15 protein-coding genes and 1 pseudogene are annotated in these 17251 nt (G+C 60.1%); 5 read left to right on the forward strand and 11 right to left on the reverse strand.

Annotated elements, in window-relative coordinates; translation table 11 throughout:
- Positions 1-120: 120 nt before the first annotated feature.
- Positions 121-3447: an adenylate/guanylate cyclase domain-containing protein gene (locus AB7290_RS07215; protein ID WP_354113101.1), complete on the reverse strand. Its 3327-nt coding sequence runs from the start codon at positions 3445-3447 to the stop codon at positions 121-123.
- A gap of 495 nt (positions 3448-3942) precedes the next feature.
- On the opposite strand from AB7290_RS07215, the gene AB7290_RS07220 reads away from it, so the two are divergent.
- Positions 3943-5508 carry a winged helix-turn-helix domain-containing tetratricopeptide repeat protein gene (locus AB7290_RS07220; protein WP_354080156.1) on the forward strand — a complete coding sequence of 522 codons (1566 nt, stop codon included), beginning with the start codon at positions 3943-3945 and terminating at the stop codon, positions 5506-5508.
- A 638-nt stretch (positions 5509-6146) separates the two neighbouring features.
- Here the strand turns inward: AB7290_RS07220 and AB7290_RS07225 are convergent.
- From AB7290_RS07225 to AB7290_RS07245, 5 genes are all read right to left on the reverse strand, one after another.
- A complete protein-coding gene (locus AB7290_RS07225; RefSeq protein ID WP_441253367.1) occupies positions 6147-6596 on the reverse strand; it encodes a universal stress protein in 450 nt (149 codons plus the stop codon).
- Positions 6597-6658: 62 nt separating this feature from the next.
- Positions 6659-6922 (reverse strand): hypothetical protein, encoded by a 264-nt coding sequence (locus AB7290_RS07230; RefSeq protein ID WP_231143429.1) that lies wholly within the window; start codon positions 6920-6922, stop codon positions 6659-6661.
- A 30-nt stretch (positions 6923-6952) separates the two neighbouring features.
- Positions 6953-7399: a hypothetical protein gene (locus tag AB7290_RS07235; protein ID WP_354080151.1), complete on the reverse strand. Its 447-nt coding sequence runs from the start codon at positions 7397-7399 to the stop codon at positions 6953-6955.
- Positions 7400-7660: 261 nt separating this feature from the next.
- Positions 7661-7825 (reverse strand): hypothetical protein, encoded by a 165-nt coding sequence (locus tag AB7290_RS07240; protein WP_231143427.1) that lies wholly within the window; start codon positions 7823-7825, stop codon positions 7661-7663.
- Between the two features lie 469 nt (positions 7826-8294).
- A complete protein-coding gene (locus AB7290_RS07245) occupies positions 8295-8552 on the reverse strand; it encodes a hypothetical protein (RefSeq protein ID WP_161495800.1) in 258 nt (85 codons plus the stop codon).
- A gap of 690 nt (positions 8553-9242) precedes the next feature.
- Here AB7290_RS07245 and AB7290_RS07250 point away from each other — a divergent pair.
- A complete protein-coding gene (locus AB7290_RS07250; RefSeq protein WP_085400595.1) occupies positions 9243-9806 on the forward strand; it encodes a hemerythrin domain-containing protein in 564 nt (187 codons plus the stop codon).
- A 541-nt stretch (positions 9807-10347) separates the two neighbouring features.
- Here AB7290_RS07250 and AB7290_RS07255 read toward each other — a convergent pair.
- Positions 10348-10626 (reverse strand): hypothetical protein, encoded by a 279-nt coding sequence (locus tag AB7290_RS07255; RefSeq protein WP_028153140.1) that lies wholly within the window; start codon positions 10624-10626, stop codon positions 10348-10350.
- Between the two features lie 599 nt (positions 10627-11225).
- On the opposite strand from AB7290_RS07255, the gene AB7290_RS07260 reads away from it, so the two are divergent.
- Complete coding sequence (locus tag AB7290_RS07260; protein WP_354080148.1) at positions 11226-11948, forward strand: hypothetical protein; 723 nt, start codon at positions 11226-11228, stop codon at positions 11946-11948.
- Positions 11949-11986: 38 nt separating this feature from the next.
- Here the strand turns inward: AB7290_RS07260 and AB7290_RS07265 are convergent, their stop codons facing one another.
- Entirely contained in the window at positions 11987-12343 is a 357-nt protein-coding gene (locus tag AB7290_RS07265) for a c-type cytochrome (RefSeq protein WP_038944690.1), read from the reverse strand.
- Between the two features lie 150 nt (positions 12344-12493).
- A complete protein-coding gene (locus AB7290_RS07270) occupies positions 12494-12946 on the reverse strand; it encodes a pyridoxamine 5'-phosphate oxidase family protein (RefSeq protein WP_028153137.1) in 453 nt (150 codons plus the stop codon).
- A gap of 460 nt (positions 12947-13406) precedes the next feature.
- On the opposite strand from AB7290_RS07270, the gene AB7290_RS07275 reads away from it, so the two are divergent.
- The gene (locus tag AB7290_RS07275) at positions 13407-13757 is read left to right on the forward strand and encodes a c-type cytochrome (protein ID WP_414643298.1); all 351 of its coding nucleotides are present in this window, start codon (positions 13407-13409) and stop codon (positions 13755-13757) included.
- Between the two features lie 256 nt (positions 13758-14013).
- Positions 14014-16302 carry a heavy metal translocating P-type ATPase gene (locus AB7290_RS07280; protein WP_208070084.1) on the forward strand — a complete coding sequence of 763 codons (2289 nt, stop codon included), beginning with the start codon at positions 14014-14016 and terminating at the stop codon, positions 16300-16302.
- An 18-nt stretch (positions 16303-16320) separates the two neighbouring features.
- On the opposite strand, the gene AB7290_RS07285 is transcribed toward AB7290_RS07280, so the two are convergent.
- Together AB7290_RS07285 and AB7290_RS07290 are read right to left on the reverse strand one after the other, a co-directional pair.
- The gene (locus tag AB7290_RS07285) at positions 16321-16632 is read right to left on the reverse strand and encodes a DUF3240 family protein (protein WP_085400502.1); all 312 of its coding nucleotides are present in this window, start codon (positions 16630-16632) and stop codon (positions 16321-16323) included.
- Positions 16629-17147: pseudogene (locus AB7290_RS07290) on the reverse strand (efflux RND transporter permease subunit); the annotation flags it as partial. The gene AB7290_RS07285 and the pseudogene AB7290_RS07290, both read right to left, overlap by 4 nt.
- Positions 17148-17251: the final 104 nt, after the last annotated feature.

Genomic DNA, 17251 nt, shown 5'->3' on the forward strand with positions numbered 1-17251 from the left:
GATCCGATGCCTACGCTCTGCGCGCCGCCGACGACACCTGAATGAGATCGTAGACCAGAGGCGTCCAGCCTTGGAATGTGGGCAAGTAGCAGCTCTCCCGCGACGCGCAAGGCGGGACTGTCATGCCAGCTGGTTGAGCAGCGCCCTGGCGTCCCTCAGGACTGGCGTGTCGAAGCCTTCGGTGAACGAGCCATACGACGGCGCGAGGACGTCGTGAGCTTCCATGCACTTGCCTTGGTTGCGCCACAGGCGGGCGAGGCTGGTCGCAGCGCGCAGCCCAAACGTCTTCGCACTCTGGCGCTTGGCCACCGCGAGCGCTCGATGATAATTCTGCTCCGCAGCTGCTTGGTTGCCTCGCGCGTTCACCATGTCGCCTCGCAGTCGATACAGCTCGGCTTCACTGGATCGTTCCTCGGTCGTCTCGATCAGCTGCGCAGCCTCGACGAGGCAGTTCCGCCCCTCCTGCAGATTCCCGACCTTGGCGTGAGCCTCGGCGAGAAAACAAAGCGCGCGCGGCGTGTGCACGACAGCTCCGGCACCACGAAGCACCGAGAGCCCTTTCGCGAGCAACGGGATGCCGTCCTGCGCTTGTCCAAGTGCTGTCAACGAGCGACCACGCTGGAGAAGTCCGAGACCCAACCAGAGCGGAAAGCCATGCTCGTTCGAGAGGGACAGCAGTTCCTCCGCATGCCGCAATGCGTCAAGCGGCAAGCCAGCGGCCGCCTCCACTGCACACACCTTGCTCAACACAAAGGCCACGGTGAAGGGATGGTCGAGCGAACGGGCCTCCATTAACGCCTCGTCGACGCGCGCGCGTCCCTGATCGATGTGGCCCAGAAGCGCCAATGTCACCGCCAAGTGAGCCTGGCTCGCCGCGTGCGGATCGGCCACCGCTATGGCGGCACAAGTCGCGCGAGCGGCGGGATCTCTCAAGCCGTCACACAGCTCAAGAAGGCCGCGTGCTGTCACAAACTCCCCGCGATAGTAACAACTGGCGCCGTGGATATAGCGACCCAGCAGCAGAGTGGCTCGATCGTTTCTTGTGTCGCCCAATTTCTCCATCTGCTCGGCAAGGGATACCGCCAGCTTGTGCTCGGCCCGAACCGAATGGAAGCCCCATTGGAAATAGAGCAGCGGAGCGAGACGATCCGGTCGATCGAACCGCTCCGCGAGTGCTCGCGCCCTGTCGAGGGTATCGGCCACCGCCGGCGCCGAATACCCCCTAGCCGCCATCAGAGCCCGCCCGAGGGCAATCTGCAGGTCGAGTTCGTGCTGCACGGGCCGCGACTCCTCGGGCATGTTCGCCAGCAGTTCGAGACCCCTCTGCAACTGCGCTACCGCTTCCGTCATCGCCGACCGCGCGACCGCCTGCTGGCCGGCCTTGAGTCGATAGCCGACCGCCTTGTCGTTGAAGGCGGCCTCGGCACAATGGTAGGCCATGAGTTGCGGCTGAGCGGCCGCGATTTCAGGGAACTGGCTCTCTAGCGTCGTCGCAACGCGGGCATGGATATGCTGACGTCGACCGCGCAGCATGGTGCTATAGGCTGCGTCCTGCACCAGCGCGTGCTTGAAGGTGTACTCTGCATCAGGCGGGATCCCCCGCTGGAAAACCAGTTCGGCGCGAACGAGCTGCGTCAAGGCCCCGTCTACCTGCTGCTGCGGCATCGCTGCGACCGCGCTGATCAGTTCATGCGAGAACGACCGCCCGAGAGCGGCGCCGATCTGCGCCAGCTCCCGGACTGGCGCCAAGCGATCGAGACGAGCCAGGAGCGAGGCGTGGAGCGAGGTAGGGATGGCAAGTCGAGGCACGGGCTCCCTCGCATCGAAGCGGTCACCAGCGTCGGCCAGAATGCCACTGTCGATCACCGCCTTGGTCAATTCCTCGATGAACAGCGGTACGCCATCGGTCCGATCGATGATCTGTTCGGCGATCTCTTGGGGCAGCGCCTTGCCGCCGGTCACCTGCATGATCATCTCGGCGCGCTGTGGACGCGACAGACGACTGAGGCTCATCGATGTCACGTGCGAGCGCCCGGTCCAGGGCGGCGCCAACTCGGGCCGGAAAGTGATGATCAGCAAGACCCGGAGGGTGGCCACCCGGTCGACGACGAGGTCCAATAAGTCGAGCGAGGTGGGGTCGATCCAATGCACATCCTCGAACACCATCAGCACGGGCCGGCGAGTTGCCAGTCCCTCGAGCTGGGCTAGGAGGACCTGGAGCGTCTTCTCCTTGCGCTTCTGCGGCGTGAGGCTGAGAGGTGGATAGCTATCGCCTGTTGGCACGGACAGCAGGTCCGCGATCAGAGGAACGGCCTCGCTAAGGTCCGCGTTTGCCTCCGTGAGCAACGCCTCGAGCTTGTCCAAACGTTGCTGGTCCGTATCGTCACGCCGGAATCCTGCTGCGCGCTCGAGCTGTGATATGGTCGGGAAAAGTGCACTGTCCTGGTGATGTGGCGAGCAGAAACGGCGCAAGCGAATATGTGGATCATCGCTCAGCCGCTCCACCGCGGTCTCGGCAAGGCGCGATTTGCCGATGCCGGGCTCACCCGATATCAGCACGACCGAGCCATCACCACGTTTTGCCTGCTGCCAGCGGCGCATGATCAGCTCGATCTCCTCATCACGACCGAGTAGTGGGGTTCTGGCTACGCGCAAGGCCTCGAAGCGGCTATCGACCGCGCTCGCACCGATGACTCGCCAGACCGGCACCGGATCGCGGAAGCCTTTGATGGACACGCTCCCGAGAGCGAAATATTCGAAGAGGCCGCCGATGAGGCGGCGGGTGCTGCCGTCGATCACCACTGTATCCGGCTCGGCCAGCGCCTGAAGCCGCGAGGCCAGATTGGCGGTTTCACCGACCACCTCGCACTGCTGCGATGGGCCGTCCCCGATGAGATCACCGACGATCACCAAACCAGTGGCAATCCCAATTCGTGCTCGCAATCTTACCCCTTGACCGGCATCGAGGCCCGTCACGGCCGCGACCAATGCCAGTCCGGCGCCTACAGCGCGCTCGGCATCGTCTTCATCCGCCCGCGGATAGCCGAAATATGCGAGCACGCCGTCGCCCATATATCTTGCAACGAATCCGCCAAATTTCTCGATCTGCTGGGCACAGCAGCGGTGGTACGCACCAATGATTTCCCGCAAATCCTCCGGGTCGAGCCTTGTCGAGAGCGCCGTCGAGCCAACTAGATCAGCGAACATCACCGTGAGTTGACGTCTCTCGGCCGAGGTCCAGGGAGTACGCACGGGTCTTCGTCCGGTCTCAGAGATCTCCGCAATCGCGCGCAACATCTTTTTGCGATGGCCGAGCGAGACACCAAGTTTTTCGAGGTCATTGTCAGTCAGTTCGCGCAGAACGCTTGGATCAATGTCGTTCTCGGCAAAGCGCTGCGCGTATTGCCCTAGGCCAAGTGTATCGAGCCACTCCGCAATCTGCTGCATTGGCTCCACCGACTGTCTGATTGACGGCCAGCCAAATTTTGGACTACGGCAGAAAAGTCTATCCCGATCGTTTCAGTATAGCATACTTCTAGCTTGCGGGGTTCGGCCGCGGCTTACCTTCGATTGTTGCCAAATGGTGCAACAGTACTGGTGCCAACTACCAAGCCGCGCATGGCATGATGAGAACAACTCGACAAATAACTGCAACGATATCCGCTATCGCTGGGCAGGGACACATGTCTCCTAGTGGCCCATCAGCGAAGTGGCGACACCCTCACTGAGGTCAGCTTAGTGGGGCGTAGCGGACGAGATTTGCTCACGCTGAGTTCTTCGCCTTTTAACCCATACCGGAAGTCGGGCTCCACTGCATCAGATGAGATACCACGGCTCAAAACCCGCCCAACCATTGGCTTACATTTTTTATACCAGCGGCTTATTCTTTGGGTGTGCGAAGATGCCTTTCTGCGATGGGAGGCTACGTGAGGGGCTGGCAACTTGCGCTATCGCTTCGAGGAGTTCGCATTTGACACCGACCGGCGCGAACTGCATCGCGGGGCAGAGGTCGTTTCCATTACACCACAGGTGTTCGATCTACTCGAATACCTAATCCGAAACAGGGAGCGCGTCGTCAGCAAGGACGATCTCATCTATGCCGTTTGGAATGGGCGCAGCGTTTCGGATGCAGCACTGTCTACCCGGCTGAATGCCGCTCGTAGCGCAGTCGGCGACACGGGCGAGAAGCAGCGCTTAATCAAAACATTGCCGAGGAAAGGCTTCCGCTTCGTCGGTGCGGTGCGTGAAGAGGATGGACCTTCTAGCGCCGCCGTCGCCTCGGAAAGTCATGTGGAGTTGTCAAAGCCCGCACTGGCGCTGCCCGACAAGCCCTCGATTGCGGTATTGCCGTTCCAGAACATGAGCGGCGACCCCGAGCAGGAGTATTTCGCGGACGGGATGGTTGAGGAAATCATCACGGCGCTCTCGCGGTTCAAGTGGTTGTTCGTGATCGCTCGCAATTCGAGCTTTACGTTCGAAGGTAAGGCCGTCGATGTAAAGCGGGTCGGACGCGAGCTTGGGGTGCGCTACGTCCTTGAGGGGTCAGTGCGCAAGGCAGCGGGGAAGGTTCGCATCGCAGGCCAGTTGATTGATGCGGTGACGGGCGCGCACATTTGGGCGGACAGGTTCGAGCGTGACCTGACGGATGTTTTTGCACTTCAGGACGAAGTGACGGTCGCCGTTGTCTCAGCTATTCAGCCAAAGTTGCTTCAAACGGAAATTGAGATAGCGACGCGGCGGCGACCGGAGAACCTCACCGCATATGATTGTTATCTCCGAGCCCTGCAACAGTATTACCTTCCGACCCGCGAAGGGGTGGCTGAGGCGATAAGGCTGGCTCATCGCGCGCTGGAGTTGGACCCTGGGTTTGGCCTCGCCGCCGCTCTGGAAGGTGCCGGCCACGGGCACAACGTCCTTCTCGGCTATGCCATCGATCCTCAACGCGACCGCAACGAAGCAGTTCGGCTTCTTCGCTTGGCATTGAGCCTCGACGATAACGATCCAGAAACGTTAGCATGGGCTTGCCTAATCTCGGCGTACCACGTCGGCGACTGTGAAAGCGCGATCGAAATGGCTGACCGGGCGGTCGCGCTCAACTCCAATTCATATTGGGCATGGAACTGCAGAGGCAATGTCTATAGAATTGCGGGGCTGCCGGAGGAAGCGATCCGGAGCTTTGAACACGCCCTTCGCGTGAGCCCGGTAGACCCGCGCCTACACCGAGCGCTTTCTGGGATGGGCGTCGCCTTTATCGAGCTTTGTCGCTTTGACGAAGCAATCGCCGCAGGGAAGAAAGCCCAACGTCAGAGCCCCTCCTATTCGCCAGCTTACCGCTGTCTCGCATCCGCCTTCGCCCATCTCGGACGCGTCGTTGAGGCCCGTGAGGCGGCGGCGCGTCTGCTTGAGATCGATCCTGCATTTACAATATCTTCGTGGATCGCTCGGGGCGGACAATCAAACGCGAAGCTGATGACTGAGGGCCTTCGGAAAGCGGGGTTGCCCGAATGAACCCGGTGTGCCGCCTCGTTCCCTGTGGCGGACACGCGGCCCTGTGAACCTCGGCGGCAGCTTGTGGCCCTTAGCGGACTTGATTGACGCTATGGCGGACTTCCGCTTTGCCGGAGATGGCCGACATTATCGCCAAAGTAGAGACTGCTTCCGTCAGTCCCTCTCCGTCGGCCGGGGAGGCGAGGATCGTGGGTGCACTGTCGCATCCACTGTTCAGCAGGCGAGCTGCCGGACACCCTTACGACTGTGCACGAACGAAAAGTGGACGTTTCTGGTGCGGCCGTCGCGGTGCGGGCAACGAAGATCAAGCAAGATACTGATATTCTTGGTGGGCCCGGCAGAAGTCCCACCCTTCAACAAAATCAATCATTTAATTTTGTCTCGGCGCCACAACGGACCGCAGATGGGCCAAAGGTTTTTAACGGATTGTCTAGCCAATCCCGGCGATTGTTTATCGGCAACAGGCCGTCGCGCCCGTAGCTCAATGGAGGTTGGCGTACCTATCAACCTACAAAGGTGTGACGTAAAGGTGGGGTCGCCCGTGCGCTGGCGCTGCCCGCTCGGTGTCCTGTAGCCCGGCGCTCCCGGCGCGCTGTGCAGGCTTCTTGCGACCTCGACGCTGACCGGCCTCACTGAACTCAACGCACGATTAGGGTGGGCACTTTGCTGTACGCGAGGACTTCATTGGCTTGGCTGCCGAGTACCAAGCGCCCTAAACCGCGACGCCCATATGAGGCCATCACGATGAGATCGCAACCCTGCTTCTCAGCCGTTGCGATGATCCCCTCGGCGGGAGCGCTTTCTGGTACGTGAACGAGTTCGAAGTTGACGCCAACCGCCTTTGCTTGCTCGTCGGCTTCGTTCAGGATTCTTTGGGCCCACGCCGCTGCCGAGCCTTGGTAGCTTTCAATCGGATTGGCCTTGGTGAGCCTCGCTTCGTGCGCGATCTCCAAGGCCGACCACATAGGGGTCACGGTCACAACAACTACGGGGACTTTGAGTTCTTTCGCCAATTTGAGGCCATGCGCCACAGCGCGGTCCGCCAACTCCGATCCGTCCGTCGCAATCAGGATTTTCTTGTAGATCATTGGGGTCCTCCCGTTGTTTCCTTATTGAGTTCAACCTAACGACGAACCAATCCCGGGGGCCTTTATTTCGGGACGCACTCCACGTTGAAGGCAATAATGATCTGCGCTGGGTCGGCCTTACCAAGGCTCTTCAAGTCTTCCAAACCACTTCTCAGCTTGGTTCCTGCCTCCTTCAAGCTGCCCTCGAGTTTTGATTTGGCCGCGTTGCAGCGCTCTTCATTTGAGAATTCCTGGAACACCACGGTTGGGAGCAGCCTCCATTCCGCTCTGTCGTTTGTAGCGGCTGGACTAACTGAGTAGGAGAAGACGTACATCAGGACCCACATCGGTAACCTCGCTAACACCGCTGTGCAGCATCATTTCGTCGCAATGGTTATCAAGGCCACGTTGGCGGAAACCTCTACACCGAGCTTGGCGCCCCGAAGCTCAAGCACCACGCCCTTGTCATTGCGTAATTTCACGGCAGAGACGCCTGCCGCAACGGCAGCACCACCGCCAATGTCAGTGTAGGTCCCGGCGAGATCAGCCGGACTATTGAGGTTGAGAGCCGTGCCACGCAGGACACTCGTCGAGGCAGCAAGGGTCGCGCCGACGCTTCCACCTGCAACGATGAAGGCATAGCGCTTGCCATGGAATGTGAGGACGCCTTCACCGCTTCCAACTGCAGCGACTAGACCTGCCTTGCCGAAGACTACTCGAAGCGTACCGGTATCTGCTTGCGAAGGTGAGGCGGTGGCGCTCCAAAGAAACAGCATGAGCACAGCGCAGAGGATCGAAGACCGACGACATTTGATCATAAACATCAGCTTTCCCCCTAAAACCATTGTTAGAAATTGCACCGTGTTCCCCGCCTGATTAGCAAGTCATGATCTAGATCAAGCGGCGCTGGCGATGGTTACCTCCCCACACCCCTCACCCTCATCAGGGTCCTGTGGAGGGCGCCCCAAGCGCGGGGACCGCGCGACTGCGCCCCTTGAGGATATTTGCAATCGCGCAATCTAGGCTAATTTATATGCCGATCGGTACACAAAGGGCTGCATGAGCGCCTTGGCGGTCGGCCCGCCTCACTCCGGCAAATCCTTGCAGAGCTTGATCACGATCATGACTGTCGAGCCGACTGCAACCACCACCGCGCAGACAAACGGCAACTCTTGGAGCAGGCCGACAGGGGCCGCTCGAACACGGAGCGATCTTTTCAATTGCGCGAAGCGCAAGCCTGCCACACCCATCGGACATCTCCGTTTGGCCCCCAGCAGCAGCGGTCTGATACTCAGCGCGAAATGAGGCCCGGCTATTGCCGCTTCGAGTGTTCCCTGCACCAAGGTGAACAAACCGTTGCGAAGCCGTGGGCGGTTCACTTTTGAACTTAGGTGACCCACACTCGCGCATTTCGCGCATGCGACCCGAACGATGTCGAGCAGACAGAATTGCTATACGGTGAACTCGCTATGACCATCCGCCCTGATCCAGACGCCGTCGCCGCGATGCAATACTTGATGTGGGCGCTTGAGTTCATAGAGAAAACCGCTGATCGCGACGCCGCGCACCACGTCCGACTTGCCTTGGAAGCGCTGCGCAAGCGCCTTCCTAGGTCAACTGATACTGGAGAGTACGCGCGCCCTAGCCGATGTGCCGGATCACGTCCGTCTTCGCTGCTTGATCGCCCACAACCGGTGGGCTTCGTCCTCGTAGGGATCGTCAACTGTCGGTGGCGCGATCAGCTTCGCCCGTCGCCCTCAGGACGAGGGCAATGTCGGCATCCCCAATCAAGCGAGCCGGATGGAACGGAGGGGCGAGCGGTGGATTTTTTAGCCGCCGCCGAAGCCAGGCTCGCAGTTCAAGCCTGTCGAGCCGCGGCGCGGCTGCCAGGAACGCCTCGAAAAAACGCTGGCGCCGCGCTGCGTCTAGCCGCGCCCAGCCTTGCATCGTCGCCTCGGTCAGATCAGTGCGCCGCATCTCGCGTGAACCTCCAAAGCGAAATTCAGCATACGAAACCCGAAAAACGGAAACTGCAAATATACCGAAGTGGTGCGGTCGCGCGGTCCCGGCACCTGCCCCTGGCCCCCGAGGGACCCGAGAAACCGATGGGCAAAAAGAAAGGCCGCCTGCGTTGCCACAAGCGGCCCAAGTCTAGGGAGGAAACGCCCCAAGGAGGGCAGCGATAGCGAGAGCGTTACCGCATAACTTAGCTAAGACGATCGCGATCGGCGGCTCAATTGAACGTAGGGAAGCGTCGAGCACCTAAAGGGGGCACGGACCTATACGAAGGTTTATGGCAAGCCGACCATTTCCGCACTAGGCGTAGGCCGTCACTGCCTGTGCATTACGTCGAGCATCGAGTACGGCGTCGCCCTCGACCTCGATGCGTGGTGGTGACCGTCATTGGATATGCGCGGAGACGAAAGGTCTTTCCCTTCGCTCAAGCCGAAGCTCCCCTTCGCGCGAGCTCACGGTGTAGACGTCGAGACCTCGTGTGCCGTCAGGCGCATTCGGTCTTGCCGCGGTCCGCGGCTACCTCGACCCTCGAGAAAGCAGTATGTCGTCCCAGACGACGCGACGACCGGTCGTCCGTGTTTGATCTAGCGCAAGAAACTGGGATCGCTTTCAAGATAGCTTCCATCATTCAATGGTCCATTGGAGGTCGCAATGATCATTGAGCGTCTATCCCGGGAACACCGCAACATTGAGATGCTGCTCGCCGTGCTTGAGCGCGAGCTTGAGATTTTCGATCGCGGGGGCCACCCCGACTATGAGGTCATTCGCGCGATCATCAGCTACTTCGAGCTCTATCCGGAGCTGTATCATCATCCCCAAGAAGAATTGGTCTTTGCCAAGCTAAAGCTTCGAGATCAAGCCGCGGCGGCAAGGGTTGGCGATCTAACGCTTGAACACCAAAAATGGACCCAGCGTTTGCGCCGCGTCGCTCAGGCGATCGACAGTGTTCTGGCGGATCGGGAGATTCTTCGGCAAGATGTGGACAACATCGTGCGCGATTTCGTAGAGAGCGAGCGGCGTCACATCATGATCGAAGACCGCGATTTCTTCCCCGCCGCCCTTAGGGTTCTAAAGCCTTCAGATTGGACTGAGATCGCTTCGGCCTCAACGAATCATGAGGATCCGCTGTTTAGCGAGGCTGCTGAAGAAACCTTCGACGCGCTACGAGCGCGCATCTTGCGGATGGAGCAAGAGTCCGAAGCTGAACGGCACTAGAAGTGCAGTCAAGGGCCGCATGATTTCTAATCAAAATGCTTCAAGGCAAACGCCAAAAGGAATTGACGCCCAGTGGGGTTGGCTAGTTGATGGAGCGTCCAAATGGCAGATTGTGTGATTGTTCGAGCCTACGGAAGGCAATTAGATCAATTGCGTGCAGAAGCGTTCCGCATTGCACGAGGACGACAAATCGACTGGTGGATAGACCGTGGCGACAAAGGGACGCACTTTTGCTTCGAGAGTGCTGAAGCAAAACAAGCGTTCACCTCAATGTGCGACAACTTCGCCGTCCCGTACGTCGAAGCCTAATCAATTAATCTAATCGTGGCTGTCGCTCTTGTTCGTTCTCGCCTGTACCGCACTGGCGATCCGGCTGGTTGCGGCCACGGTTTGCGCGGAACCCTCCGACTCGATCCCACTTTGTTGTTCGCTGGGATGGGCGGCGCGGGCGAGCAGATGGAATTGCGAAGCGCGAACAGGTCTGTTGGATCGTCCGGCACCGTGATGAGTGAAGACCGCGAGTCAAGTCCGGGCCGTGTCTTCAGGTGCCGGGATCTCTCCGATCGCACTCCGGGCATCGGCCATCTGTGGCGGCGCCGAGTTGACGGCCGAATTCTTCCCTGAGGACGTCCGATGCCCAGAACTCGCCATCGCTCTTGATGATTCTTTTCGCCCGCTCAAAGGCATGGCTCTCGGCGGCATCGTCGCCGACGCGGATGATAACCCGATCGTGGAAAGGACAGACAATCGTGGCACGGGTGGTTTCGAGCGCGTAGCGCACAACCGCGGTCAGATCGTCGGCATGAATTTTGCTGGACATCGTGGCTCTCCTGTCGACGTCGCGGAGCGAAATGCAAATCAACCCCGGGCTTCTGAAGAGGAGGTCGGCATGCTTACAAACCCCAATTCCTCGGGTCCGCATTGATCCAGCTCAACAACGGATGTCGCATGCTCCAATCGCCGTAAGGGGGCTCTATGATCATCCGCAATTTCGCCGAGGCGCAACTCAAAGGTCGCCTCCACGTCAGCTGCCGGAAGAACGAGCAAATCGTTGATCTAGATCATTTCGCCATACTGCCAAGATCGCATGCTGCGCATCGGACACGAGGGAGGTTCTATATGGCACCGGTCTCAACACCGCATGATGAAAAATGCCCTCGCCGTGGTTCCAGGTTAGTACACCTCGAGTGGCACGAACGCGTCAATGCTCAGGAGGCGCAAGAGCTCTGGCGCTGCTGGATCTGCAAGAGCGAATTTGTCACCCCCGTCGCTTCTGATGGAACAGAGTCGTCAGTCGCTGGGATCACCGAACCATTCTTTACGAACCTGCTCGTCTGATCAGTTCCGCTTGAGCGGATCGACAAGGAAATCGTTCGATGTCCTTGGTTAATGCATCGCCTCATCATCTCGAGCGCTGGCATGAAGTTTCGGACGCTGATGGTCGCCGCGATTGTCGCCATGCTCCCGCAATTTAATGCGGGAGCACAGGTGAACTTGTCGGCTGGCAGCACGTCGTCCCAACTGTCCGACCTTATGATCGCGATACAATTCCAACACATCAAATTATGGTTGGCCGGAAAGCTAGGCAACTGGGACTTGGCGAATTATGAGCTTCGACAAATCCAGGCAAGCTTGCGGAAGGCAACGCCGCCTCCCTCCGAAGGCCTGCGCTCGTCCCAAACTACCGAACAGCTGCAAGCTCTGGATCGCGCGATTCAACAGAAGGATGGTGCAGCTTTCGCCAAGGCTTACTCGGATCTCACGAACGGATGCAATGCCTGCCACCGCGCCAGCGGATACAGTTCGATCACCATCCAGGTGCCGGTTAACTCGCCGTTCAGCGATCAGCTGTTCGCGGATCAGATCGCGCAGGGTCGCGCGCTCGCTCGCGGGACCTGCGGCCTCTGTCACATTGTCTCGGATGCTTCAAGGGAAACACCAGCCTTTCGCGTCCCCGCGCCAAGCTTCAGCGAAATTGCCAGCCGGCCATCTTTTTCAGCCAACTATCTCCGAGAGCTATTGACGTCAAACCACCGTCGCGTAGGCCCGAACCAGGCAATGCTTAAGCCAAAGCTCGTCGAATACCAGATCGATGCGATCGTTGCGTTCTTCGAGACCGTGCAAGCCGACCAGGCTCGCTAAGATCTGAGCTTAGGGTCATGGTCGCGCCGATCAACGTTCTAGTCTTGAGTCTTTAGGCTAAGGATGTAATTCGCGAGAGCGTCGGCCTGATCGGGCGCGATGACGAGGTTCGGCATGTTCTGGTGGCTGGTCTTCAGGAACACTTTCAGCGAAAGTGCCGTCGTTCCATACCTGTTTGCGATTGACGCGAAGCCCGGTGCCTGATCCGACATTCCCGGCATGTGCGGTTCGATTGCATGACACGGCTTGCACCATGCTTCCGCGAGGCGACGTCCTTCAAACGCGCTGTCTGCAGCAAGTTTAGATCCGTCCGCCTTGTGCACGCGGACGAGAAACAACGCTAATAGCGCGATCAGGATCACGAGGCTGATGTTGACTCGCATGCTGCGGAACATGTTCCGTCTCGACTCGCGGTTGGGGCACTCACAGCAACCGCGCGAGCGCCAGCGGGCATCTCATCGCCAAAACCGCCTGCCGATCAGCTGTTCTCGCGAAAGAAAGCAGAATGACCGAGCGCACCCGCCCTTAGCGCAGGATGCGGCTCTTTAGCACGCGATCAGGTCGGTATGTCCAAATCCCTTTGAGTAGTCGAGCAGGGAGACAATCGTGGGTGTCAGGCGGAAGACGCAGACCTCCGAAGTGTTCGGCATGGGGAGATCAAGGCTCTTCTGGTTCGGATACCGCGAGATCAGGAGGCGCAAGGCTTTTTCGAATTCGGCGGGATTCGTTACGAGCTTCGCGCGTGCCGCCATCGATAGGCCCACGATGTCCATCACTTGCGTGGGATCGTCATCCACCGTTAGCGAGACCCGATCGTCCTTCGCCAGGTTAGCTGCCTTCTGGCTGTCCGCTCCGCAAAGGAAATAGATGACGAGCCCATCATTGGCGTAGCCGACAGTGGTCACCTGGGGCCAGCCGTCAGATCGTAGGGTAGCGATCCTCGTCGTCCGGTGCTGATCCAGAAGCCGAAGGATTTTCCGCCTGAACGTTTCGTCCATTGGTCGCCTCCGATTTAGACCAGTTTAGCCCCGAACTAGCGTGTACGTTTTGAGGCAGGTCAAGTATCGAGGAAGCCGGCCGCCAAGCGTAGGCGCAGTGGGCCTGCCATACGCCTGAGCGCAATTGCGCCAATCGCTCTCGGAGGGAGCGCTGTTTGGCAGTTATGCTTGTCGCTATAGCGGGCCCCATCGCCAACCGACCTCATGCTTTGAGCTGCATCAAGCTGGCTTTGAACGGCGGTGACATCGTGTGGACTGGGAGGGCTGCTTCGATGCGCCGATTTGCCTTGAAAGCCCTATTCACGGCTCTCGCTTTCAGAAGAGCCGAGAAGGAGCGAGTCGATTGGGATCGAAATATCTTGATCTTCTCGACGGTGGTGACCGTCGGGCTGGTTGCGCTCTACGTCTACGGCAAGGCTACCTCGCGTTGGTGAACTGTTTCGCGGGAACGACTGCGATGATGCGATGCTTGCTGATACTTTCGACAATAGGTCTCGGGTCGAGCACCTGCGCCCATGCGCGCGATGAGGAGCAGCAACATGGCAAAGAGCTGTTGCAACAATTGTGCGCCCGCTGTCACTCAGTTGGTAGGACCGGCGCGAGTCCCAACAGGCAAGCGCCGCCCTTTCGCAGCTTCAGCGAAACCAAACTCTATGACAGCGACTTCCTGCAACGACTACAGGATGGCTATAGCAGCATTCATCCCTCCATGCCGACCTTCCGCTTCAACAGGGACGATGCAGAGGCTGTCCTAAACTACATGAAGTCAATTCAGGAACCAACTAAGCCGAAACAATCTCCGCCGCGATGAGGTCTGAGCATCTCCAGGAGACCAAAATATTCGTTCAAGGACAATAGACAGCATCTTTGGGTGAAACCGGAGACCCAGTGGTCGTCCTCTTGAGAGCATCTGCCAGAACCCTCGGAAAGATTTTGACCTAGCTCATCGGCGCCTTGCGAATGGCTGCGTTCGTTGGAGGCGAGTGTTCGAGACTTGTTATTGATTCTGCTCAAGCAACGGAGCTTGTTTCGGAAGAGAATGATGCAGGTAGTGTTGGAATGAGATCATGTCGTTTGAGCGGGTTCTACGATGGACTCTGGTTGCAATCGCAATCGCGGGATTAACCGCGGGTATCCTTGCGCGAGCTGCCGGCCGTCCTGATCTGGCCGATTTCGCATGGGCAATCGGCACGGCACCCGTGATAGGTGGACTGGCGGTCTCGATCGTCAGGGACTTGCTGGGCGGCCGACTGGGAGTGGACGCGATTGCGCTCCTGTCGATGAGCGCGGCATTGGCGCTCGGCCAGCCGCTTGCCGGCGCCGTGGTGGCGCTGATGTATTCCGGTGGCAACGTACTGGAGGATATCGCGATCGCGCGGGCTGAGCACGACCTGCGGTCACTGGTCGATCGTGCGCCGCGCCGGGCACATCGCAAGACTGGCGAGCGGATCGAAGAGGTTCCGATCGAGGCGGTCTTGGTCAGCGAAGAGCTCCTGGTACGGGCCGGCGAGATCGTGCCAGTCGACGGCATCGTCCGTTCGGCCATGGCGACCATCGACGAGTCCGCGGTTACGGGCGAGCCGATCCCGGTCGAGAAGACACGCGGCAGCGCCGTTCTTTCCGGTTCGCTGAATGCGGGTGAGACCTTCGAGTTGACCGTTACCGCACCGGCTGGCGAGAGTACCTACGCTGGTATTGTGCGCATGGTGACGGCGGCGCAAACTGCGAAGGCCCCCTTTGTGCGGTTGGCCGATCGCTATGCGCTGATCTTTCTTCCCGTGACGCTCGTCACCGCCTTCCTGGCGTGGTGGATCTCCGGTGATTTGACCCGCAGCCTCGCTGTGCTGGTGGCGGCAACGCCTTGCCCCCTGATTCTGGCCGCACCTGTCGCCTTCATCGCCGGCGTAGCGCAAGCGGCCCGTCGCGGCATCTTGGTCAAGGGAGGAGGGGCACTGGAGGCGCTGGCTCGTGCGCGCACCGTGCTCTTCGACAAAACCGGCACTCTCACGGTTGGAGGTGCGCGGTTGCTTTCGGTTGAAGTCGCTCCGGGGGAAAATCCGGACGAGGTCCTCACGCTTGGGGCCTCGCTTGAGCAGGCCTCGCATCACGTCCTCGCCAAGACCGTCGTCTCTGCGGCCGTCGATCGCGGCCTCAAGCTCAAAGCGCCCGAACAGGTCAAAGAAACCATGGGCACCGGTTTGTCCGGCCTGATCGACGGCCGCCGGGTAACCGCGGGCTCGCGAGAGTTGCTTCGCTCACATGCCGAGCTGTCGCCGTGGGAGCTGCGGGCAATCCGGCGCGCATCGTGGCGCTCGGCGCTGATCGTCTTTGTCGCCGTGGACGGCCTTCCGATCGGTGCGCTGCTGCTGGCCGACGAGCTGCGGGCTGATACGCCGCGAGCGATCCGGCTGCTGCGCGATGCGGGCATCGTACGAATGGTCATGGTCACAGGCGATCGTGCCGCAGCGGCGCAGGCAATCGGAGCAGCGCTCGACCTCGATGCCGTGCTGGCTGACCGCGTTCCCTCGGACAAGGTCGAGGCGGTGCGCACTGAACAGCGGCTGCATCCGACCATCATGGTCGGTGATGGCATCAATGACGCCCCGGCACTGGCCGTGGCCGATATCGGGGTCGCGCTCGGCGCACGCGGCGCGAGCGCCTCGTCCGAGGCGGCGGATGTGGTCATCCTTACCGATCGGCTTGATCGCGTCGGCGAAGCGATCATAATTGCGCAGCGTGCACGGCGTATCGCTCTCCAAAGCGTCATTATTGGCATGGGATTGTCGATAGCTGCCATGGTGGCCGCTACCGTTGGCTGGCTGGATCCCGTGCCGGCGGCGATCGTGCAGGAGGTGATCGATGTTGCCGTCATCCTGAACGCGCTGCGGGCGCTCACTCCAGCCCATGGGAGCGCCGGTCGCCGGATATCCGCAGAGGAGGGCCTAGCACTGCATCACGACCATCAGGCGCTGTTCGGGGATCTCGACCGACTGCGCAAGATCGTCGATGCGATCGACGATGTGCCGCCAGACGCCGCTGCGGCCTTGATCGAAGAGGCTGATCGCCTCGTTCAGGGCAGTGTAGTGAAGCACGAGCGCGAGGACGAGGGCAGCGTCTATCCGAAAATTGCGGAGGTGCTGCGCGAACGCCACGGCCTCTCTGCCATGAGCCGCGCGCATCGTGAGATCCTGCACCTTGCGCGGCTGCTCGCACGGATCGCGGCCGACCTGCCGTCAGAAAAGATCGACCGCTATCTTATTCGAGATGCCCAGCGTGTGATCGAGGCGATCGAAACGCTGGTGCGCATGCATACGGCCCAAGAGGACGATATTTACGAAGCCGTGGCGGCGGACTGAGCAGCTTGGCGATGTCGGTTAGTCGATCGTGCCGAATTCCGCCACGGGCAGAATCCAATAGACGAGGTTGGTGCCGGTGAACGAAGCCCGAACCCGGTCGAGCAGGCGCGCGGCATCGTTCCGTGGTAGGACAATCCATACGATGACCTGATTGGCGTGCCCTTTGACGCGCTCGGCCATGCTTTGGAGCCGCACGGCGGTGCCGTGTCCGGCAGCATCGGAGGCCGTGAAACCCCTCACCAGATCGGTCTGTTCGCTGAGATAGTCGAAGAGCTCGTCGCGAAGCTGGCGCGGCAGGATCAGCGTGAGGCAGACGGACACGCTCGTCATTTGGCCCCCTTCGCAGCGCCGCCGTAGCGGCGATACAGGATCGGCAGCAGAATCAGCGTCAGCATTGTCGACGAGACCAGGCCCCCGATCACGACGATGGCCAGCGGTCGCTGCACTTCAGATCCCGGACCGGAGGCGAACAACAGCGGGATCAATCCGAGCGCCGTGATGCTGGCCGTCATTAGAACGGGCCGCAGTCTTCGCATGGCGCCTTCGACGACGATGCGACCCTCGCTCAGGCCGTGAGCGCGTAGCTGGTTGAAATAGGAGACCAGCACGACGCCGTTCAGTACGGCTATGCCGAGCAGCGCGATGGATCCGACCGACGCCGGAACGGACAGATATTCGCCGCTTGAGACCAGCGCGAACACGCCGCCGATCAGCGCGAAGGGGATGTTGACCAGCACCAGCAGGGCATGGCGCACCGAGCCAAATGTGGTGAACAGCAGCACGAAGATCAGGCCGATGACGACCGGCACCACGACAGAGAGCCGCGCGGCGGCGCGCTGCTGGAAACAGGTCCGGCTGCAGCGCCGTAGACCGGCGGGAAATCACAACGACGTTCTCCCGGCCGGTGTCGTCGAAGAACGGCACCTGAGCGCGCTCGCGCCGCTCGGCA

It is taken from the genome of Bradyrhizobium sp. 613_E4_N2_2, from assembly GCF_052075995.1.
Classification (GTDB): domain Bacteria; phylum Pseudomonadota; class Alphaproteobacteria; order Rhizobiales; family Xanthobacteraceae; genus Bradyrhizobium; species Bradyrhizobium barranii.

What these genes read in the sequence shown, in the direction of transcription:
- AB7290_RS07215 (WP_354113101.1), bottom strand. Translation starts at nt 3,447, where the DNA reads ATGCAGCAGATTGCGGAGTGGCTCGATACACTTGGCCTAGGGCAATAC.
- AB7290_RS07225 (WP_441253367.1), bottom strand. Translation starts at nt 6,596, where the DNA reads ATGATCTACAAGAAAATCCTGATTGCGACGGACGGATCGGAGTTGGCG.
- AB7290_RS07230 (WP_231143429.1), bottom strand. Translation starts at nt 6,922, where the DNA reads ATGTGGGTCCTGATGTACGTCTTCTCCTACTCAGTTAGTCCAGCCGCT.
- AB7290_RS07235 (WP_354080151.1), bottom strand. Translation starts at nt 7,399, where the DNA reads ATGTTTATGATCAAATGTCGTCGGTCTTCGATCCTCTGCGCTGTGCTC.
- AB7290_RS07240 (WP_231143427.1), bottom strand. Translation starts at nt 7,825, where the DNA reads ATGGGTGTGGCAGGCTTGCGCTTCGCGCAATTGAAAAGATCGCTCCGT.
- AB7290_RS07245 (WP_161495800.1), bottom strand. Translation starts at nt 8,552, where the DNA reads ATGCGGCGCACTGATCTGACCGAGGCGACGATGCAAGGCTGGGCGCGG.
- AB7290_RS07250 (WP_085400595.1), top strand. Translation starts at nt 9,243, where the DNA reads ATGATCATTGAGCGTCTATCCCGGGAACACCGCAACATTGAGATGCTG.
- AB7290_RS07255 (WP_028153140.1), bottom strand. Translation starts at nt 10,626, where the DNA reads ATGTCCAGCAAAATTCATGCCGACGATCTGACCGCGGTTGTGCGCTAC.
- AB7290_RS07260 (WP_354080148.1), top strand. Translation starts at nt 11,226, where the DNA reads ATGAAGTTTCGGACGCTGATGGTCGCCGCGATTGTCGCCATGCTCCCG.
- AB7290_RS07265 (WP_038944690.1), bottom strand. Translation starts at nt 12,343, where the DNA reads ATGTTCCGCAGCATGCGAGTCAACATCAGCCTCGTGATCCTGATCGCG.
- AB7290_RS07270 (WP_028153137.1), bottom strand. Translation starts at nt 12,946, where the DNA reads ATGGACGAAACGTTCAGGCGGAAAATCCTTCGGCTTCTGGATCAGCAC.
- AB7290_RS07275 (WP_414643298.1), top strand. Translation starts at nt 13,407, where the DNA reads ATGCGATGCTTGCTGATACTTTCGACAATAGGTCTCGGGTCGAGCACC.
- AB7290_RS07280 (WP_208070084.1), top strand. Translation starts at nt 14,014, where the DNA reads ATGTCGTTTGAGCGGGTTCTACGATGGACTCTGGTTGCAATCGCAATC.
- AB7290_RS07285 (WP_085400502.1), bottom strand. Translation starts at nt 16,632, where the DNA reads ATGACGAGCGTGTCCGTCTGCCTCACGCTGATCCTGCCGCGCCAGCTT.